The organism is Pseudoalteromonas sp. C2R02, from assembly GCF_018860845.1.
Lineage (GTDB): Bacteria > Pseudomonadota > Gammaproteobacteria > Enterobacterales > Alteromonadaceae > Pseudoalteromonas.
In genome coordinates this window covers 50,991-72,670 of record NZ_JAHKQC010000039.1, presented here as the reverse complement: position 1 = coordinate 72,670, position 21,680 = coordinate 50,991, and the positions used below count along the sequence as shown (strand labels likewise).

Sequence of the window (21,680 nt, the reverse complement as noted above, 5' to 3'; positions counted from 1 at the left end):
TTTAGGTATGGTTACACTGCATTTATTAATAACCGTCTTTAAGGTGCCTTATGAAACTTTCTCCCTCTGTTAGCATTAAACAAACACAAACTGGTCTAGAATATATCGAAGTCGACTCTCCTTTATGTGATGCCAAAATATTTTTACAAGGCGCTCAATTAACTCAGTTTACCCCTAAAGAACAAAAGCCTTTAATTTGGGTTTCAGAAGATGAAGACTATATAGCAGGCAAAAGTGTAAGAGGCGGCATTCCTATATGCTGGCCTTGGTTTGGTGTAAGTGAAAATCAAGATTGGCCTATTCATGGTGTAGCACGCACTCAAGTATGGCGCGCTGAAGAAGTAAATGAAAAAGATGATTACATAGAAGTCAGCCTTTCATTGCCTATGTTACAAGTTAATAAAGCGTACTGGCCACATGAAACTGGATTACAAGTTATCTTTAAATTATCAAAAGCTTTAAGTGTCAGTCTCAAAAATACTAACCTAGATAAAGAAGAGATTTCATTTACCCAAGCATTACACACCTATTTCCCAACGCCTGATATTAAAACAACTCAAGTTGATGGCTTACAAGGTTCACAATACATTGAATTTGGTGAGGGTCCATTTGATCAAAATGATATCGTCAATTTTGCTCGTGAAACAGATATGGTTTATAACAACGCGCCTCTAGTTCAAAAAATTAAAACGCAAGATGGCACTATTAGTGTGGCAAGAGAAAACTCAACATCATGTGTATTGTGGAATCCCTGGATAGATAAAGCACAACGTTTAAGTAACTTCCAAGATGATGAATACAACAAGATGTTATGTTTAGAAGCTGCCAACGTAAAACAAGATACTGTAAAGCTTGCGCCGGGCGAAAGTCATACACTGACAACCATCATAAAATGGGAAAGCTAAATAACCTTTACGATTAACAATAAAGCATTAATTACTATCAAAATACATGGTAGATATTAAATTTAAATTGCCTTTTCCAATTAAAAAGCATTAATATCTACCTCAAATCACAATTTGGCAAACTAACCCAAAGGTTAGGACGCAAAACCACCGGTCTAAGGTTTTTTAAACTATGATAGCGGAGTTGCCTCAGTAGTAAATTACTCAACCAGAGTACACGCTAAAAACTACTGTGCCTGCACATTTTCATGCCAAATACTGTTAACTTATTATATTAATATGGCAGATTTAACATGGCACCTTTACTAAAGTATCAATTTATATTTTTGAGTACCCCACTTTGATTGCGGGTTTATCCCCTGGAAATTGGGTAAACATAGGTCAAATTCCCACTCACCATCATTTAAATAAAAATGATGAAGTGCTTATTCAAATTTTTGATGGCAAAGGGTATTTGCCTGAGTTGTCATTTAACCACCTAATAAATAGTACTGAAAATGGTGCGCCTAGCGTATGGCCTAAACAAATCGCTAAATATATCAATAAGCATTTCACCTTATTACAAGCGGGTCGTTATATTCATTCTGATAACATTCAACCTTGCGTTAGTAAAAATAATATCTACGCATTAAGCTCAAGCAATATCACTCAAACCAGAGTGCTCATAAAGTTTGCGGTCAAACGTATTAAAGATGAAGACTCTTCAGTGGCAATTACTCCATCTTATGATTATGTATTCCCAAAACACCGCAATGACTATCGCGCTGGAGATAAAGTCCTAAACCCTAAAACCAATAAAATATATCAATGTAAACCTTGGCCCTATACGGAGTTTTGTCGTCTAGGCACACATATGAATGAACAGTACGAACCTGGAATAGGTAAAAACTGGTCTTTAGCTTGGTCACAATGCTGGTAATTAAAATATAAATTAAACAATCAAGTTTATTTCTAGATAAATTTTGTGGTTTTTTGAGGTTATTTTTAACTCGAATGTAACAAGGTTTTTCATCCGCTACAGGTTAAAAATGTATACAACTTTTTAACATCAAAAATGCCAAATAATCACTTTTTAGTTCAATGGACTAAATCGAAGGTTAAACGGCTAAACTTGCCTTTAAATATGAAACTAAAAGTATCCTCAGATACATTTAGACATATTTTTAACTGTTCAATTATCATTCGATTTACAAGCTTGCTTTGATGAAAACACACCTTGTTACGCCATCACATTGTTTTGATACACACTTTTTTAAATTCGGATCTACTATTCATTCAACGGCAAAACAACATTACTTAAATGAAGCATAGAGGGATTTATTATGAACTTATTAACGACAGTTATCGCAGCAAGTATTATTACATTATCAGCAAGTGCAAGTGCACATCAAACGCAAAAGTTGGTTGCAGCTGATGGCAATGTAACCACTGAAGTTTGTATGGCAGTTGCAAGTAACAAACCAATTAAGCTCGTTAAAGCACTACGCAATAACCGCTTAAATATCACTAATGCAAATAGAGGTATTCGCTGTAATGGCATGACTTTAGCTGAATTTGGCGAAAAACATCACGCAGTTAAAACACTCGCAAAAATACAACGCCATCAAGTTAAAACGGAACTATATACAGCTTTATAAGGTTATACCCAATGACAATTAAAAGTAGCGCTTTGCTATTGTTCAAAGCGCCTTATTTTTAAATTGGATTTATTTCTATTCGATGGATTGAAGCTGATGGAAGTAAAGGGGTATTTTTCTCTTTAGCATAATCATCAAATCCTGAACGATAAAAAGGAGAAAGAGGATGACCAGATTGCCCTCCAGGAATGGTTAATATGGCATTTTTTTCTAGACCTGGTTGCACAAAAAATCGTTGTGACGCACCAAAACCATTCTTTTGAACTGCAGGCATAAAACTATCACCAAAACCTGGTACCGTTGGCATATCTAACAGCGAAGATAAAAATGGCATTTGCTTGCTAAAAGGGTGTTGTAATTTTAATGCGTTAACCTCACCCCAAGCTAATACATGCAAAGAGTCTTGCTCATTAACACCATGCTTCTCTAATAGGCCTTTTCGCATATCGACATATACTTGAGTCATTAACTGTGGCCATGAAGCATGTTTATCACTTAACCACGAGTCAGGAAAACCTTTTATTAATTGCCATACGCCAGCTTCTAAATCTCTTTTAATAGGAGATAAACTTAAATCATGTTTTACCAAAGCAGATTCAACTGGCGCAAATATTTCATCTATTAATTCGGCTCTATAATTACGCACTAATGTATAACCAACAGAGTCTGCACAGGCACATTCTCCCCACAGGCTTAATAATTTAAGGTCTTCTTGATACTTTACTGGTTGTGCGCTTAAAACTTGTGTTAATAACTGATGCCAAGGCTTTAAAAATAAGGCTTGGTTATCTAATTGAATTTTATAAAAATCAGATTCAGTAAATTGTTCTTTTTCAAATAATCTATCTTTAATTTGCTGCGCTCTTGCGCCCATAGCATAGGCGCCATTACCAAAACGCTTTAGTTGCTCAGTTGAAATTACACGCGAATTAGCAGTCCAAAGCCTGTTTATTTCAGGGTTAAGCACGTGTGGTAATTTCGCCTCATCTGTTGACCACATTGATGAGTATTGATCTGAATTAGCAGCAGTTTGCATTGGTTGTACTCTTGCTGGTATCGCCCCCGCAGGTTTCCAAGCGGCATCACCATTACTGCCAACCACTATCATATTCTGCACAGGTATACCGATAGTTGTTGCAAGTTCCAAAGCTTGCTCAACTGTTTTAGCGGCTTCTAAATTAATTAACTCCATATCAACAGCGTATTCTTGATGGGCCACCCAAGCGAGTGCGTATTTTTCGCCATCAAGTGTTTTAACCGGACCAAAATCGCTCATTTCCAATTCATAATTTTCACTACCCTCAGGTAATTCAATTGTTTCATCTACAAAATATGTTTCATCTTTATCAGTTAATTTATACCAATCTGCGGTATCTAAATAACCATTGGTAAAACCCCAGGCAATATGACCATTTGAACCTACAACAACAGCGGGAGCGCCCGGTAAAGTCACGCCATTAACTTGATGGCTTTCGCCATTATCAGTGTAATTAAGTTGCGCTCGATACCAAATAACGGGCACTCTTAATGATAAATGCATATCATCAGATAACATACCATGACCACTTTGGGTCAACTTACCAGTGACAGCCCAATTATTACTGCCTTTGTCTAAAGGTTCTTCAATTTTTTGATAACTGATTTTTGTCGTTTTTTCATTTGTGAGTTCTGGCACAATCGCTATTTTCTCAGGTAATTTACTACCATCCAGTGCCGCTTGATATGGACTAGGTTGAGTAATAAAATCTAGCATTTGAGGACCAAATTCTTTCTCAATTTGAGTTAATGCCAAATCTCTTTTAAAAGTATTGGTTTGTAAATCTAAATACATAGTATAAATAACTAATAGGCTATCAACTGGTAACCAAGGTTTAATAGTCGCACCTGATACCATATATTCAAAGCTAGGATATTCAATTTGAGCTACAGCCTCATTAACACCTAACGCATACGCTTCTAACTGTGACTTATTCGCTTGTGGCAGTTTTGCATACGCTTTTTCAGCACGCGTTCTAAATTGATGAAATCTATGTTTTTTATCAACAGGAATCGCAGCTTTACCAAATAATTGAGATAACTCACCCGCCGCATTACGACGTAATAAATCCATTTGAAAAAATCTATCTTGTCCATGAGCATAACCTAAACCATAAGCTGCATCTTGACGACTTTTCGCGTGGACTACCGCAATTCCAAGCTTATCCCTTTCTATTGTTACTTTTTCGCTCACGCCTTTACTGCTAGTATTTCCCGAAAGCGCTGGCAAGCTTAAACTTAATAACCCATATACAATTGCTGTCAGAAATAGAGCTAAAATAGCTAACCCTACAACCGATATTTTTAATCTTTTAAGCATTTTAAAATGACCTTTTTATTATTATTAATTTGATTTTACGCGATGTTTTGTAAAAATCATTATTAACCCTCTTTATTTATTAAACCTAGCTCACTTCTATCTTTTCCCACCTCATATATTGGGTTAAACTCAGTTCAGCCTAAATAAAATAGAGAATTTAACAATGGAAATAAAACTCTCAGCCATTCAAGCCAGAGTGATCGGCTGTATGCTAGAAAAAGAAGTCACTACCCCGGAACAGTATCCACTTTCTTTAAATTCTCTTACCAATGCTTGTAATCAAAAGTCTAGTCGCGAACCTGTGATGTCTTTATCTGAAGGTGAAGTACAACACACTTTAAATGAATTAACAGAGCAACGATTAGTCATGATAGACGAAGGTGTATCTGGGCGCGTCAGTAAATATCGTCACCGTTTTTGTAATACAGCTTTTGGCAATTTACAATTTAGCGAACAAGAAAAAGCCATTGTATGTGTCACCTTATTGCGCGGCCCACAAAGTATTGGTGAACTAAAAACAAGAACAAATCGCCTAGCAACATTCAATGATATACAGCAAATTGAACAAAGTTTAGATAAATTACAAGAAAAAGGTCATGTGGTTAAACTTGCTAAAGAAGCGGGTAAACGCGATCATAGGTTTGCTAATTTATTAACCGATGCCCCAGTAGCTGATGTAGCTGAAAATACAGTTTTATCACTTTCACAAGCTATCATTACAGAAATGCGTGTTCAGCCAAGTATTGATGCCGACTTTGAAATTAAACGCCGTGTAGATTTTATAAAAGCTAAATTGCTGCAATCGAATACGAAATCTTTAGTATTAGGGATCAGCGGTGGTGTCGACTCTTCAACCTGTGGTCGCTTATGCCAAGTAGCCATTGATGAACTTAATGCTGAGAAATTCACAGATCAATATCAATTTATTGCAATGCGTTTACCTTATGGTATTCAAGCTGATGAAGACGAAGCACAATTAGCTGTAGACTTTATCAAACCATCAAAACGTGTAACGGTAAATATAAAAGATGGAGCTGATGGCATTCATAATGAAGCACTTGAAGCACTAACAAAAGCAGGCTTAACACAACCAAATGAAACAGCTGTAGATTTTGTTAAAGGTAATGTAAAAGCGCGTCAGAGAATGGCTGCCCAATATGAAATTGCAGGTTTAACGGGTGGTTTAGTTGTAGGTACCGATCATAGCGCAGAGAACATCACTGGTTTTTATACTAAATTTGGTGATGGCGCCTGTGACTTGGCCCCTTTATTTGGCTTATCAAAACGCCAAGTACGATTATTAGCTTTAACCTTAGGCGCTCCAGATTTACTTGTTAATAAAGTACCAACCGCCGATCTTGAATGTGATAAACCAGGCCTTGCTGATGAAGATGCTTTAGGCATGAGTTATGATCAAATAGATGACTTTTTAGAAGGTAAACCTGTAGATAAAGAAATCGAACAAAAGCTCACTGCGATCTATCAAAGAACGCAACATAAGCGTCAACCAATTCCTACGATTTACGATTAAATTGATTAATATACACTAACTACTTAACTCACTTTAAGTAGTTAGTGTCTACCCAAATAAAAAATTTAAAAACTTCATACCCAAGTCATACATCCTTTACTACACTGAACAATACACAACAAAACATAATAGTTAAGTCTTTAATACTTCATGCCCTCTGTGATTATTAATCCAAATAACAAGTGATTGTGAGTTTAAATGTGAATAACAATACTATGACCCATTCAGCTGAGTGTTTACGCAAAGCAGTACCTTTAATGGTAAAATATAATATTGCAGTCACCCCCTCAAATTATGCGCTTTGGTATACCTATGTTTCAGGTAATCACCTTAAATTAAATGAAAAGCTAAACGCGGCCTTAAAAGAATTTGGCACTTGCCCACCAGCACTTTCTAGAGAATTATTTGAAGAGTTTTTATCGGATAAAGATTTAGAGTTATATGATGAAATCACCTCAACTATTTCAGAGCTAGTGTCACATTTTCGACACGATGTTGATTTAACTTTAGATGAGACCAAAGATTTTTCAGCTATATTAAATGAGTGTAATCAGGATTTAGATAAAATGCAGCAAAGCGGCGCAACGAGCTCTGATATTTTGGGTTTAGTGACTAAATTATCGGAAGAATCTAAAGCCATGCAAAATAGTGCTGAAAAGTTTCAAGATAAACTCAGTACAGCATATCAAGAGATATCAAGGCTTCAGGATGAACTAGCACATTCACAACAAGCTGCAACCACAGATGCTTTAACAGGTCTGCTTAACAGAGGTTCTTTTGATACGGATATACAACTCCTATGCGAAAGTAATCATAGCAAATTAAGACTATTTTTAACCTTTGTTGATATTGACCACTTTAAACTTTTCAATGATAACTTTGGCCATAAAAAAGGAGATAAAGTGCTCGCGGCTGTTGCAGATCGATTACTCAAAAATGCTAATCAGCTTAATACGCCCTATCGCTTTGGTGGAGAAGAGTTTTGCATTTTATCTCAGGCCGAAAATATGGATGTAGCCTCTAAATATGCAGAAAAAATTAGACACGACATTGAGAAAATTATCGTAAAAGATAGTAAATCAGGTAAAAATTTACATAATATCACTGCATCTTTTGGTGTTGCCGAATACTTCAAAGAAACCCCAGACACCTTTGTAGAAAAAGCAGATGCAGCACTTTATAAAGCCAAAGAAAACGGCAGAAATAGAGTGGAAATTCATTAAGCCTTAATTTAAAACTTCATACAAAGTAAAACTTACCTCTAAAGCGATTAGCATTAATAAAAAGGCCATCAATACACCTGGTTTCACTTTTGCGCAAAAGTACGCACCAAGCGGCGCTCCGATCACTACAACTGGTATAGCAGCCAATACATATTGATTAATTTGGGGCGTAAATACTTCTAAATAATACAAATTATAAAATGATGCGATTACTGATGTAACAGCCATGATAACCACAGAGGTTGCTGTTGATGCTTTCAAATCTTTTTTATAAAACAGAACTAACAAAGCAAATATAGCAATATCAGCACCAGAGCCAATCAACCCACTAGTAATGCCGCCTATAAAACCCACTAAAGGCAGTAAATAGGTTTTGGGCCAATAACTTGTATCAATAGTGCTTTTGTTTGACCAATGAAGTCTTAGCAAAGTAATTGCAAAACAAAATATTAATAAGCTAAATAACGATTTCACCGCCAATCGAGGCAGCAAATCAACAATCCAAGTTAAGCTAATTATGATACCCGGAATTGCCCCTAACAAAGCTAATAAAACCACATTTTTATAATATCGTATGCCACCATATATAATGGTAAGTGCCGCGGCTGTCATACCAAAGCTTTGAATTGCTAATGAGAATACTTTTGCTGTTGCCGGCTCTATCAATAAAACCTTGGTCAACACAGGAAAAGCAATGGCCCCGCCTCCTAAAGCCGTCCCACCAGCAACAAATGACCCAAAAACCATAGTAAGTGCGATATGAAATTGCTCTGAGAGGTTGATCAATGCTTCATTTAAGCCTTGGCCATAAAACCAAAAGCCGTATACAAAGATAGAAAAGCAAATTGGAATGTATTTGGATTGAGATAAGTTTTGCGTATTTTTTAGCGACATAATCATTAAAATAATGGGACAACGTTGTCATTATGCTTAATGAACAAACAAATTAACAACGCTTTATTGCGATAACTTATGACTTATTGTCCGAAGTGTTTATTAATTTACTGATCTTAGTTTATAATTACGGCACTAAATTTCAGTAAAATGATCACAAACATAAAATAATGACATCACCTATCTTGATTACAGGCGCAGGACAAAGAATTGGGCTGGCAATTGCCCATCATTTACTGCTGCAAGGTTATAAACTTATTTTAAGTTACCGTACACGTCACGCTGAAATAACTCAATTAGAGCAGTTAGGTGCAACGTGTATCCAAGCCGATTTTATTGATGATAACAGTATTCATGCTTTTATAGAGCAAGTGAAACAAAATACAAGCAGTCTTCGAGGCATAATTCACAACGCCTCTAGCTGGGATTGTGAAAAAAATACAAATAATTTTGCTACTTTATTTGATGATATGATGAGGATACATGCCAAAGTACCTTATCTCATTAATTTAACTTGTACTGATTTATTAAAAGCGAATAACGACACCACAGATGTCATCCATTTAACAGATTATGTCGTTGAAAAAGGTAGCCCTAAACATATAGCCTATGCAGCCAGCAAAGCTGCATTGGATAATATGACTAAATCATTTGCTAGCCAATTAGCACCTAAAATAAAAGTGAATGCAATTGCACCATCGCTTATTATTTTTAATCAAAATGATAGTGACGAATACAAAGCCAAAACGCTTAAAAAATCCTTAATGGAAATAGAGCCTGGCAGTAAAGAAATACTCAATTGTCTAGATATGCTGCTAACTAGCAGTTATATTACTGGTCGCACAATTCAAGTGGATGGCGGACGCCATCTGAAGTAAAAAAGTCGAGCTTATTATGCATGAAGAATTAAAAAACAGTTATCAACAAATAATTAAAAGTGTTGGTGAAGATCCAGATCGTGAAGGCCTATTAGATACGCCTAAACGTGCAGCAAAAGCAATGTCTTATTTAACTCAAGGTTATACACAAACCTTAGAGGGCATTACTAATAATGCTGTGTTTACTTCAGATGCTGATGATATGGTGATGATCCAAGACATTGAGCTGTACTCTATGTGTGAACATCATTTATTACCTTTTGTTGGCCGCTGTCATATTGCTTATATCCCAAACGGTAAAGTATTAGGTTTATCGAAATTTGCACGTATTGTTGATATGTATGCACGTCGTTTTCAAATCCAAGAACAAATGACACATCAAATTGCAAAAGCAGTTGAAGAAGTAACTGGCGCTAAAGGTGTTGGCGTAATTGTTGAAGCTAAACATATGTGTATGATGATGCGCGGTGTTGAAAAGCAGAACTCAAAAATGCGTACATCAGTGATGTTAGGTAACTTTAGAGAAGATGCTAAAACACGTAATGAGTTTTTACAGTTGCTAAAAAGCTAATTATTGTTTAATTTAAGGTGGTATCTATTTGTTATATCACCTTTATTAACCTGATATTTGAATTGATGTTAAAGACAAATTCTCCATTCCTAAAATCAGGTCAATAAGCTTTCACAAGGAAAGAAATGCAAGCTGCAATTATTAATGTCACTAATCTCAGATTAAGAACTTACATCGGCTTTAACCCTGATGAAAAAAGCAAAAAACAAGATGTCGTGATAAATGTAGAAGTACATTATCCCGCAGAGCTTGCCTGCCAGTATGATCAAGTTGATAAAGCACTTAACTATAAAGTAATTACTAAAGCGATTATTGAATTAGTAGAAACCGGCCACTTTCTTTTACTTGAAAAATTAGTCGCTGATATTTTAGAAGTTACTCACCAGCATGAGTCCGTTACATTTGCTAAAGTCCGAGTTGATAAGCCCCACGCACTCCGGTTTGCAGATTCAGTTTCTCTCACATTAGGTTGGCAAAAAGACTAAATAAGCCCCTATAGCTAAGCTAAAGTATGTAGGTGATAATTTATTCCCGCAAAAAGACGAATTTAAACTATCGATGTAGCAAGCAAAATAACCAAGGCATATCTTACACCTTTACCTAAAACAACTAACAATACGAACAAATCAAACCGAATTCGCATTACACCAGCCATTAAAGTCAGTGGGTCGCCTACAATGGGTAACCAAGCAAACAATAATGTCACTATGCCATATTTTTGAAACTGTGCTTGTGCTTTATTGAGCTTATTCTCTGAAACGGGGAACCATTTTTTATCTTTAAATCTCAGACTTTCTTTACCTAACCACCAATTAACACAACTACCTAAAGTGTTTCCTAAGGTTGCACAAAACCAAAGCAGCGATAATGCATACCCTTTTGTCACTAAAGTGCCAAGTAAGGCCTCTGATGCTGCAGGTAGTAGCGTAGCTGCAATAAATGAAGTTATAAATAAGGAAATATATACCATTGTAAAATGAATTGTTAATCTACGGTTTAAGTAAAAAAGCATCATACATAAAAATAACTCGGAGCAACAATGAAAACAGTTTTAGCGCTTACTTTAATCAGCTTTTTAATAGGCTGTTCAGTCACACAAAATAATAATCAACCGGTCAAAGAAAAGTATCAAACCTATATCTCGACAGGTCAAAGTTTTCCAATAGAAAATTTAATAGATATCGATGGCAAAGAAATTACTCTTAACAACTCAAAACAAAAAAAGCTGGTGTTATTATTTGCCACTTGGTGCCATGACTCACAACGTACTATAAAAGATATTTTAGACTCTGATTTAGCCAAAGATAACAAGCTACAAATCATAGGTATAGGTCGCGAAGAAACAAATGAATCTTTAGCAAAATTTAAAAACGAATATAAAGTTTCTTTTCCATTGGTATCAGATCCAAATAAAGCCATTTATATGCAGTTTGCCAATACAGGTGTGCCACGATTATTACTATTAGATGAAAATAATAAACTCGTTAAGGCATTAATTGGCGAAGATCAACGCACGATAGATCGTATTATTTGGTAGCTTTGTATTTCATTAAACGAGTCAGTCTATTAAACCCTGACTCTCTATTGACCTTCCCTTCTTTAATTAATCTTGTGATAAACCTTCTATTTAATTGTGATAAAAACGTGATAACTCAGTGACACTTCTTTGATATTTATTTTGCATACTTTTCCTATCAGCTTTATTAGCCCATAAAAAGGAAAACAACATGAAGGTTTCAGCAATTGCCGCTTTAGGTTTAATTACATTAGGTATGCAGTCAGCACAAGCTGCTTCTTTAGATATCAAGATAACTAATTTAACCCAAGGCATATACTACACCCCTATTTTGATTGCAGCCCATTCAGGTGAAAACCACCTTTTTGAATCAGGTATGACAGCATCAACTGAACTACAAATGATGGCAGAAGGTGGCAATATTTCAGGTCTATCAACAATGTTAGATAGCTATTCAGCTGATAAGGTAGAAAATCCGGCTGAGGGCTTACTTGCACCAGCACAATCTACTATGACCATGCTTGAAACTAGTGACGGTAATGACATGTTATCTATCACAGCCATGATGCTTCCTACAAATGATGGATTTGTAGGTTTAGATAGTTGGAAAATACCTACTGAAGCAGGTACTTATACTATTTTTTTAAACGCATATGATGCAGGTACCGAAGCTAATAATGAATTGATTTTAGAGGGCTCGGGCGCGCCAGGTATGTTAGGGATCCCAGCAGCACCAGGTATGGGAGCAGGAATGTCTGGTAGTTCAGTTACGAATGAAGAAACTAATACCATGGTACATATTCATCGCGGTAATTTAGGGGATGATGATATGGAAGGCGGTAAAAGTGATTTAAATAATACAGTTCATAGATGGTTAAACCCAGTGGCTAAAGTAACCGTAACAGTAAAATAAGGGGCGTATCATGTTTAATAAAAAATCTCTTTTATTACCTTTGCTTGGCGTCACTTTACTAGGTTGTGGTGGTGATGATAACAACAATGAAGTTGTTGCACCGATAACACCGCCAGCACCAGCACCTATGTATAGCTTTGAAGTCACAGTTAAAAATTTAACCTATGCACAACCATTATCGCCAATAGGTATCGCTCTACACAAAGAAGGTAATTTTTGGCAGCTGGGGCAAACAGCCTCAGTTGAACTTGAAACTTTAGCGGAATCCGGCGATAACTCAGGGTTACTTGGCCTAAGTATCGTTAATACCTCGATCAGTGATGCAGCGCCTTTAGGGCCTGGTAGTTCTATCACTTTAACGCTTACCACTGAAGATATGATGGATGCTAAATTAAGCCTTGTTTCTATGATGGTGAATACAAATGATGGATTCTCCGGTCTTAATGCTATAGACGTATCCGCGTTAGAAGTTGGCTCACAGCTAAACTTTAAAACTCGCGCTTATGATTCTGGTACAGAAGCAAATAACGAAGCTTCCGGCACGATTCCTGGCCCAGCAGATATGGGAGAAGGATTTAACGCCGCAAGAGATGATGTTGATTTTGTAGCTGTTCATCCAGGTGTTGTCAGTAGCGACGATGGTTTAACTCAGTCAGTATTAAATTATGCACATAAATTTGATAACCCTTTAATGGGAGTTTCTATCACACGGATACAATAATTCTTTGAGTGATGTCTATACATTTTTTATCTTGGGAAGAGACATCACTCCTTTTTATTGGGTGTGAACATGCAAGACAAAGTTTTAATTGTAGAAGATGATCATGATATCGCAGGCATTTTAAAAGTACATTTATCAGAATTATCCTTAGATACAGATCATGTAGATTCCGCAGAATCGGCGTTACATGCCATGGAACAACAAAAATACGCTATTTTGTTATTAGATATTATGTTGCCAGGCATGGACGGTCTCACTTTGTGTCGCAAAATAAAAGATAAGTCACCCGAACAAAGCATATTAATACTCACATCACGAAGCGATGAAATGGATAGAATAATCGGATTAGAAATGGGTGCTGATGACTATATTACTAAACCTTTTAGCACCAGAGAATTACAAGCACGCATAAAAGCGCAGCTTCGGCACGTGCATTTATTAAGAGAAAAGCACAACCCTAAAGTTGAAATTGAATCTGTGTATTTAGGAAAATTATTAATCAATTTACAGAGTCATCAGGTATTTTTTGAAGATGACCTTATTAATTTAACCTCTACCGAATTTGACTTATTACACTTTTTTGCCAAACAACCCAACCAAGTATTTTCTCGCACTCAATTATTAGATTCGGTTTGGGGCTATCAGCATAGTGGATATGAACATACTGTTAATTCTCATATAAACCGCTTACGCTCAAAGCTAGAACAAGCTTGCAATACTCAAATAATTGAAACAGTTTGGGGTGTCGGCTATAAGCTAAATTCCAGTAATTTAATTCAACATTAGGCCATATTATGAAAATCTCACTCTACCAAAAATTGGCTTTTTCTATTTTTATCATATTTAGTTTGATTTGTACTTTGGTTTTATCTTGGAGTCAACAGCTAGACCAAGTATCTCAACATCAAGCAGAACAAAAACTGCATTTAGAGTTGGCTGAGCATTTAGTGAGTGATAACCCATTATTAAAACAAGGTGTTTATGATTACAAAGCATTAGAGAACTTATTTCATACTTTAATGTTATTGGGCCCCGCCTTTGAGTTTTATTTTGTAGACCCATCGGGTGAGATTTTAACTTACTCAGCAAAACCAGGAAAAGTGAAACGTAAACGCATTAATTTAAGCCCTGTTTTACAATTAATCGAAAATGCTGAGAACATGCCAATATATGGCGATGATCCAAGAAATTTTGACAAATTAAAAATATTTTCAGCAGCACCTGTATATAGCGCACCCACAAATATCAGTCAAAACGATAACGGCAAGTTACAGGGTTATCTGTATGTGATCATAGGAGGTGAAGTTTACGATACTGTGTTTTCACGTATAAAATCTAATGATACCTTGCTTATAACTGCAAGCTGGTTATTAGCAGCATTAGTTTTTTTATTTATCATTTTATTATTATTATTACGTTACTTTACTAAACCCATAAAACAGTTAGCAAAAGAGATAACGCTCATACAAGAAGCGAATTTTGATTTGCAAAAAGTCGCATTAAGCCAATGGCCTAAACACAAATCTAATGAAGTTCACATGCTAGGAGATAGTTTAAATACAATTGTTAGACTGATACACCAACAAATAAACTTATTAGAGCAAAATGATAATCAAAGGCGTGAATTACTTACCCATTTATCACACGATTTAAGAACACCTTTAGCCTCACTTCAAGGTTACTTAGAGATCTTAACATTAAAAAAGACCGATCTAAGTGAAGAGCAACAACAAGAATATTTAGCGATAACCTTAAATAATTGCAAACAGCTAAAGCACTTAATCGACCAAATTTTTGAATTAGCGCATTTAGAAAGTGGTAGAGTTTCAGTGAACAATGAATTGTTTAATTTAGGAGAGCTTGTTTATGATGTTGTTGCTAAGTTCGCCCTGAAAGCTGAAAAGTCAAAAGTTGAACTTATTATAAAACCCAAAGTATGTGATTTTAAAACCTTATGTGATATTGCAAAACTAGAACGTGTACTCAGTAATTTAATTGAAAATGCGCTTAGACATACACCAGAAAATGGCTCGATCACCATAAATGTATTTTCTAAAGACACAAAGTTAACGATACAAGTCTGTGATACTGGCTCTGGTATTAAAGCTGAGGAAATTAATTATATTTTTGATGCTAGATATCGTGCAAGTAATGCAGTTGGCAATAAAAAACAACATGGGGGCTTAGGGCTAGCTATCAGTAAACGGCTATTACACATTCTAAATTCAGATATAAAAGTACAAAGTGAATTTGGTCAAGGTACACAGTTTGAATTCAGCATACGCCAAGCTATATAACTCTACTTCTCACTTTTATTAAGATCACTACGAGGCAAAATATTTAAGTTAAATTAAAATAATAACGGCTAAAACTGAAGCCGTTATTATTTTATGAAAAGCTATATTACAGTTTATTTTTACCTGCGAGATCAAGAATAAATGCATATTCTAAAGCACGATCTTTTAGACCTTTAAAGCGACCAGATGCACCACCATGACCTGCTTTCATATCGACTTTAAACAATAATTTATTATCATTGGTTTTGTAGTCTCTTAATTTAGCAACCCATTTTGCAGGTTCAAAATACTGTACCTGAGAATCATGTAAACCCGTTGTCACCAATAGGTTAGGATAAGCTTGCTTAGACACTTGATCATATGGTGAGTAAGAAAGCATGTAATCGTAATATGGTTTATCATTTGGATTGCCCCACTCATCATATTCATTTGTTGTTAGTGGAATAGTTTCGTCCAACATCGTTGTCACTACATCAACAAATGGTACATGAGCAGCAACACCTTGATATAACTCTGGCGCTTGATTGATCACAGCACCCATTAATAATCCACCAGCACTGCCACCTACTGCAAATACTTGTTTTTTATTTCCATAACCTTGCTCTGTTAGTGACTTAGTGACATCAACAAAGTCGTTAAAGGTATTTTGCTTCGTTAACTTTTTACCTTCGTTATACCAAGGTCTACCTAACATTTGAGAACCGCGTATATGCGCGATTGCATAAACAAAACCACGATCTAATAAACTTAATCTTGCACTTGAAAAGCTAGGTTGAATTGTATGTCCGTATGAACCATAACCATATTGATAAATTGGATTTGTGCCGTCCTTTTTAAATTTATCAGTGCGATAAACTAAAGATACAGGTACTTTTATACCATCTCTGGCGGTAATAAAAATACGCTCTGATGTGTAATTATCAGGGTTAAAGTCACCAAGCACTTTTTGTTGCTTAAGTAACTCTGGCTCAGTGCTATTTAAATTAAAATCATAGTGAGTACCTGGCGTTGTTAAACTTGTATAATAAAGGCGCACACTGTCGTTATCTAACTCGTTATTGCCATATAAGTAAGCAGCAAAGGCCTTATCTTTAAAGTTCAACTGTTGCTCTTTTCCTGATTTTAAAGAGCGAACTGTCACTGTGTTTATGCCTGCTTCACGCACTTTATAAACTAAATGATCATTAAATAGCGATACGTCTTCTAGTTTTACACCCTCTTTATGCGGTATTACCTCTTGCCAATTATTTTTATTACCTAATTTGCTTTGGTGAACTTTCATTAGCTTGAAGTTCACTGCATCTAAGTTAGTATTGACATAATACCACTGCCCTAACTTTGATACTTCATATTCTAATCCAGCCTCACGAGGAATAAAGCGCACAGGATTAGCTTTATGATTATTAGCATCAATTAACGACATACCTGATGCTTCTGGGCTACTGTGATATATGTATATATGCGAACCATCTTTGCTTTTGCTTATACCTGTGTAATACGATTTATTTTCTTCTTCATAAACTAACTCATCAGTATCTTGAGATGACCCTAAAGTATGACGATATACTTGAAAGCCTAATAAAGTCTGTAAGTCTTTTTTAATGTAATAAACCGTTTTATTATCGTTACCCCAAACAGCTTCGCCTTCGGTACCTTTTAGCTCATCTGCAAGCAGTTTACCTGTTTTTAAGTCTTTAAAGCGTAAAGTATAAACGCGACGACTTAATGTATCTTCACCATAGGCCATTATTTTGCCATTAGGGCTAACATCTAAACCAGACACCTGAAAGTACTCATGATCTTTTGCCAGTATGTTTACATCTAATAATACCTGTTTATCATCGCCTTTAAAGTTTTTACTACGTACATAAATAGGGTATTCATTATCGCCACGCATTTCAGATGAATAATAAAAATCACCACGTCTCACAGGCACCGAGTCATCATCTTTTTGAATACGGGATTTTAGTTCTTCAAACAAGTTATCTTGTAACTTTTCAGTATGCTTTAGCATGGCATCTGTATAGGTATTTTCTGCAGCTAAATGCGCTAATATTTCAGGGTTTTTGCGTTTATCATCACGCATCCAGTAATATTCGTCTACGCGTTTTGAACCATGAATATTCATTTCATGAGCTACTTTTTTAGCAACCGGTGCTAATACATTATTTTTCGCTTCAGTCGATTTTACAACTTGATTCTTTTTTGTTTGTTCAGTGCTATTACAGCCTGCTAATACAGCTAAGGAGAGTAAACCTATACTCAACGAATACTTTGTTTTCATTTTCAAATCCTTTGTTTTTTTTTAATTTTTAACCTAATCATCTTAGAACAAATAAAGTCAAAATATAGATAACAATGTAAATAGGTGTAAATACAAAAAGGGCGCATAAAGCGCCCTTTTAAATATAATTTTATAAAATCAAATTACTTTTGAGATTTTCTTCTACGTAAGAATGCAAAAGGAGTCGCAAGAAGCATTAACCAAGCTAAAGAACCTGAAGATTTTTTCTTATTCACTATTGCAACTGAAACAAACTCTTCATCTGAGTTACCGTTTGAATCCGTTACAGTGACATGGAAAGATACTACATCATTGGTACTTGATACTTTAGGTGCTTCAAAGTTAACCGAAGCAGAGCTTGCAGAGTAACTTACCGGAGCACCTGCTAACTGTACCCATTTATAAGATAACTCGTCGCCATTCGCATCAGATGAAGCTGAAGCGTCAAGTGTAACTGAATCTCCTTCATCTGCAGCACCTGGTGCACTAACTGAAACCATAGGCGCAACTTCATTTACACTAAAGTCATAGCTACTTTCAACAGTATCACCATCTAAAGTATTAGTTAGTGCTAATGAATATTCACCGGCTTTACGTGTCACTAAGTCAAAACTAACTTCAAGTGTTTCTGCAGACTCTCCAACCATACGGTTAACAGTCCAAGTAATCATTGAGCCGTCAAGCACACCATCATTAGTAATATTTGCAACATCATGGCCAGCTACATCAGCAGTTAAAGTATAAACCTTATCTACATTACTGAAGTTAGGTGCTAAATTAAACTTCACTGTTGAAGCTTCACCTGGAACCATATCTGCAGCAACTTCATTTGAATCAACTACATCATCTTCACCACGGTTGATACTAAATGGTAGTTGTTTAACTGCACTATCGTCACCTGAAGATAATGATAATAAACCACCTTGAACTGCACCTTCCCATTTAAATGTTAGGCTAAATTTACCATCAGCTTCAGATACTGTAGATTCAACATTTTCACTTAGAGATTCATCATCAGTTAGGATTGATGTTACACGAACGGTTACATCATCAACACCACCTTCCGTTTCAGTCGCATAACCATCGATAACAATGTAATAAGTACCTGCCGGTAAGTTTACAAATGAAACTGTTTCGTTTGAATCAGGACCTGCACTTGAACCTATTTTATCAAAGTTTGCATCTAATACTCGCATATCAACATCTGACGCATCAGACATACTACTGAAGCTAATGTTAGGCATAGTTTCGTCTAAAGTTAGTACAAAATAATCCAATCCATCTACAGGAACTGATAATGTTTGCGCCTCTAATAAATCAGTATGTTTGTCATAAACACCTACTTTAATATCAGATAACTCTTTTGATGTGAAACCCGTGTAAGTCATAGTGCCTGTATCACGATGAGATGTGATAGCAATTGTGCCAGGTAAATTATCACCACTTGCTTTTGCTGCAACTGGTAATTTAACTTCCGGCATACCCTCAGCCATCAACATTACATTACCAAAGTTCCAACCTGCATCAGCGGCAGTAACATTAGCAGTGATTGTTAATACTTGAGTTTCACCAGCTTCTAGCTCAAATGTTGTAGGAGATACTGAAATAGCAAAACCTTCATCATTAATAGCTGCAGCACTTGAAGTCCAAGAACCACCTTTAGTCGCTTTTACAGTACGCGTCCAAGTACACGTATCAACACACTTAGAGTTAGCCATAGACGCTAAGTTAATTTGAGATGGTGTGCCACCTACTGCTGGGTTTGCACCCATGTAGTTAGCATAAGTTTCATCCATTACTAAACCAGTTTGAGCAGCAGCAGTTACATTCGCAAAACCAGCACCCATGTCAAAGAAATCAGATGGTGTTACACCGTCATCTTTTAATGTATTTTGATTAGCTGTTAACATTAATGCTGATTGTGCTTCAGCTGGAGACCACTCAGGTTGTAAGCTTGCTAATAATGTTAAAGCGCCAGCAATATGTGGACTTGCCATTGATGTACCACTTAAGAAACCAAAATCTGCAGGAGCTGGAAACTCTTTAAAACCTTCAGGGTGTTCATCAGCAGTTGCTGCAAAAATACTTACACCAGGTGCCGCTATTGATGGTGCGATTACATCTGGTACTGATTTATTTGGACCGCGAGAAGTAAAACCAGCAGCAATACGGGCAACATCATCATTTTGTGTTAATTCAGCACCAGTGATTGTAGCCATATGTTCTGAACCTGAAGCTAACCAAGTTCTTAACTTGTCACCATCATCAGCATTAACTTGAATAGCAGGTAATACATGCGCATCTGCAACAACACTTGTTGCACCACCTTGAAGATTTGCAAGGATAAGACCTGCTGCACCGCCAGCTAAAACGTGACGACCTTTATCAACACGTGCAATTGCACCACGGTCACATAAAACAATAGTACCTTCTTCAAAAGTTCCTTCAGGGAATGGTTGTAAACATTGCGCTGGATCGCCATCAGGATCATTGGCATTCATAAAGTCACCGGCGTAAACAACTTTACCAGAAACACCACCCGTAATCGCTTTACCTGAAATATCTGTTGGTGCATTTTCACCACCAGAAAAATCACTTAAACCTTTACCAGAAAAATCACGATCATGAGTATACGCTGCAACCGTAGTGATCCAAGGAGCATCACCCGGAGAACCAACAGTTTCTGGGCCTGGGCCTGAGTTACCGGCTGAAGTAGCTACATGAATACCAGCCTTACGTGCAGATAAGAAAGAAAGTGCATCAGCATCTTGCCATGGATCACTAGAACCACCACCAATTGAGTAGTTAAGTGCATCAACACCTTCTTCAATAGCGTGCTCAACAGCTAAAACTGTTAATGAAGGATAACAACCATTAAAACCAATCGCATCATCATCACCCGGCTTACAAACCTGGTAAGAAACAATATTTGCATGTGGCGCAACACCCGACATAGCATCAAAGGCAACACCTGAGTCAACACCATTTACATTTTTGATTGCAACATTATGTAATACGTTACCAGCAGTTGTACTTGCTGTATGAGAACCGTGACCATCATAATCTTCACCATTTGATGGAACATCAGGGTTATATTGAGCGTATTGATCTGTAATTAGTGGGTAACTATGTACACCGATTAACTTATCATTACATAGAGAAGCCCACTCTTCAGTTGCACAGTCACCTGAATAAACGCCTTCACCATTTGGATTTGTATGATCGTATTCATCAGCGCCTACGTCTGCAAATGAAGCATGACCTGTATTTACACCAGTATCAATAATACCAACAACCATACCTTCGCCTTTCGCACCAGTACCTGTTGCAGAACCATCCCAAATACCTGGAGCTTTAATAATAGAAGGACCGGCATCAGTTAAAGTTTGGCGTAAAGTTTCGCGTTTAATATGCGCAATACCTGACACTGTTGCTAACTTCATAGCTTGCTCTTGTGTCATTTCTACTACCAAACCATTATAAGCTAAAGTAGTACGCTGCTTAACATTTAGCTCACCTAAGGCCGCAGTTGCTTTTGCAATCACATTATCTTGACGTTGATTTAGAAAAGTACGGTATGCTTTTACTTTTTTTGTTTTAACGTTTAATTTTTTATTATTTGTTACAGCAGGGCTTGTTGCTTTATAACCTTCAATACCACCTTCATATAGCGCTACAGGGCTTTCAATTAAACGAACAAAATAACGATAAGTTTCGTTATTTAAGTTTGCTTCTGGTGTAAAAATGGCATGGCTTGAGCTAGGTGTTACTGAGACCTTGCTTTTAGAATCAACTTTTTTTATTTGAGTTGGAGTTTGATCTAACTTTGATACTGAAATTGCAGCGCTTGCTTGACTTACCGTGAATAAAGCTCCTGTTACAGCTAGTGCAACAGTAGACTTCTTAATGAAGTTTGTAGACATATTTTCCCCTGGAATAAATAATCTTTATTAT

18 protein-coding genes, 1 pseudogene and 1 riboswitch are annotated in these 21,680 nt (G+C 36.3%); of the genes and pseudogenes, 14 read left to right on the top strand and 5 right to left on the bottom strand.

What is annotated here, in order from left to right:
- Positions 1-50 precede the first annotated feature (50 nt).
- The 3 genes from KO527_RS17660 to KO527_RS17650 all read left to right on the top strand — a co-directional run bounded on the left by KO527_RS17660 (position 51) and on the right by KO527_RS17650 (position 2,542).
- Positions 51-905 (top strand): D-hexose-6-phosphate mutarotase, encoded by an 855-nt coding sequence (locus KO527_RS17660; RefSeq protein WP_216041600.1) that lies wholly within the window; start codon positions 51-53, stop codon positions 903-905.
- Positions 906-1,011: 106 nt separating this feature from the next.
- A riboswitch (cyclic di-GMP riboswitch) is annotated at positions 1,012-1,097 on the top strand.
- Between the two features lie 148 nt (positions 1,098-1,245).
- Complete coding sequence (locus KO527_RS17655; RefSeq protein ID WP_216041599.1) at positions 1,246-1,824, top strand: chitin-binding protein; 579 nt, start codon at positions 1,246-1,248, stop codon at positions 1,822-1,824.
- A gap of 403 nt (positions 1,825-2,227) precedes the next feature.
- Positions 2,228-2,542, top strand: coding sequence for a DUF3718 domain-containing protein (locus KO527_RS17650; RefSeq protein ID WP_216041598.1), 315 nt, complete (start codon positions 2,228-2,230; stop codon positions 2,540-2,542).
- Positions 2,543-2,600: 58 nt separating this feature from the next.
- Here KO527_RS17650 and KO527_RS17645 read toward each other — a convergent pair whose 3' ends face one another.
- A complete protein-coding gene (locus tag KO527_RS17645; RefSeq protein ID WP_216041597.1) occupies positions 2,601-4,898 on the bottom strand; it encodes a penicillin acylase family protein in 2,298 nt (765 codons plus the stop codon).
- Between the two features lie 163 nt (positions 4,899-5,061).
- Here KO527_RS17645 and KO527_RS26050 point away from each other — a divergent pair.
- The 3 genes and pseudogenes from KO527_RS26050 to KO527_RS17635 all read left to right on the top strand — a co-directional run.
- A pseudogene (locus KO527_RS26050) lies at positions 5,062-5,514 on the top strand (YceH family protein); the annotation flags it as partial.
- 96 nt (positions 5,515-5,610) lie between these two features.
- Positions 5,611-6,429 carry an ammonia-dependent NAD(+) synthetase gene (gene nadE / locus KO527_RS26045; protein ID WP_354668635.1) on the top strand — a complete coding sequence of 273 codons (819 nt, stop codon included), beginning with the start codon at positions 5,611-5,613 and terminating at the stop codon, positions 6,427-6,429.
- 200 nt (positions 6,430-6,629) lie between these two features.
- The gene (locus KO527_RS17635) at positions 6,630-7,652 is read left to right on the top strand and encodes a diguanylate cyclase (protein WP_354668634.1); all 1,023 of its coding nucleotides are present in this window, start codon (positions 6,630-6,632) and stop codon (positions 7,650-7,652) included.
- A gap of 3 nt (positions 7,653-7,655) precedes the next feature.
- Here KO527_RS17635 and KO527_RS17630 read toward each other — a convergent pair whose 3' ends face one another.
- Positions 7,656-8,546: a sulfite exporter TauE/SafE family protein gene (locus KO527_RS17630; RefSeq protein ID WP_216041595.1), complete on the bottom strand. Its 891-nt coding sequence runs from the start codon at positions 8,544-8,546 to the stop codon at positions 7,656-7,658.
- A 170-nt stretch (positions 8,547-8,716) separates the two neighbouring features.
- On the opposite strand from KO527_RS17630, the gene folM reads away from it, so the two are divergent.
- From folM to folX, 3 genes are all read left to right on the top strand, one after another.
- Positions 8,717-9,424, top strand: a complete 708-nt coding sequence (folM, locus tag KO527_RS17625; RefSeq protein WP_216041594.1) for a dihydromonapterin reductase — start codon at positions 8,717-8,719, stop codon at positions 9,422-9,424.
- Positions 9,425-9,440: 16 nt separating this feature from the next.
- Positions 9,441-9,995: a GTP cyclohydrolase I FolE gene (gene folE / locus KO527_RS17620; RefSeq protein ID WP_216041593.1), complete on the top strand. Its 555-nt coding sequence runs from the start codon at positions 9,441-9,443 to the stop codon at positions 9,993-9,995.
- Between the two features lie 125 nt (positions 9,996-10,120).
- A complete protein-coding gene (gene folX / locus KO527_RS17615) occupies positions 10,121-10,480 on the top strand; it encodes a dihydroneopterin triphosphate 2'-epimerase (protein WP_042150388.1) in 360 nt (119 codons plus the stop codon).
- Positions 10,481-10,542: 62 nt separating this feature from the next.
- Here folX and KO527_RS17610 read toward each other — a convergent pair whose 3' ends face one another.
- Positions 10,543-10,965 (bottom strand): YqaA family protein, encoded by a 423-nt coding sequence (locus KO527_RS17610; RefSeq protein WP_216041665.1) that lies wholly within the window; start codon positions 10,963-10,965, stop codon positions 10,543-10,545.
- A gap of 69 nt (positions 10,966-11,034) precedes the next feature.
- Between KO527_RS17610 and KO527_RS17605 the strand changes: the two genes are divergently transcribed.
- From KO527_RS17605 to KO527_RS17585, 5 genes are all read left to right on the top strand, one after another.
- The gene (locus tag KO527_RS17605; RefSeq protein ID WP_216041592.1) at positions 11,035-11,532 is read left to right on the top strand and encodes a TlpA disulfide reductase family protein; all 498 of its coding nucleotides are present in this window, start codon (positions 11,035-11,037) and stop codon (positions 11,530-11,532) included.
- A gap of 190 nt (positions 11,533-11,722) precedes the next feature.
- On the top strand, positions 11,723-12,424 hold the full coding sequence (locus KO527_RS17600; protein WP_216041591.1) for a spondin domain-containing protein: 702 nt from the start codon (positions 11,723-11,725) through the stop codon (positions 12,422-12,424).
- Between the two features lie 10 nt (positions 12,425-12,434).
- On the top strand, positions 12,435-13,145 hold the full coding sequence (locus tag KO527_RS17595) for a spondin domain-containing protein (protein WP_216041590.1): 711 nt from the start codon (positions 12,435-12,437) through the stop codon (positions 13,143-13,145).
- Between the two features lie 69 nt (positions 13,146-13,214).
- Positions 13,215-13,931, top strand: a complete 717-nt coding sequence (locus tag KO527_RS17590; protein WP_216041589.1) for a response regulator transcription factor — start codon at positions 13,215-13,217, stop codon at positions 13,929-13,931.
- Between the two features lie 8 nt (positions 13,932-13,939).
- On the top strand, positions 13,940-15,442 hold the full coding sequence (locus tag KO527_RS17585; protein ID WP_216041588.1) for a HAMP domain-containing sensor histidine kinase: 1,503 nt from the start codon (positions 13,940-13,942) through the stop codon (positions 15,440-15,442).
- A gap of 106 nt (positions 15,443-15,548) precedes the next feature.
- Here the strand turns inward: KO527_RS17585 and KO527_RS17580 are convergent, their stop codons facing one another.
- Positions 15,549-17,726, bottom strand: coding sequence for a S9 family peptidase (locus KO527_RS17580; protein WP_216041587.1), 2,178 nt, complete (start codon positions 17,724-17,726; stop codon positions 15,549-15,551).
- 143 nt (positions 17,727-17,869) lie between these two features.
- Positions 17,870-21,649 (bottom strand): S8 family serine peptidase, encoded by a 3,780-nt coding sequence (locus KO527_RS26320; RefSeq protein ID WP_216041586.1) that lies wholly within the window; start codon positions 21,647-21,649, stop codon positions 17,870-17,872.
- Positions 21,650-21,680 lie beyond the last annotated feature (31 nt).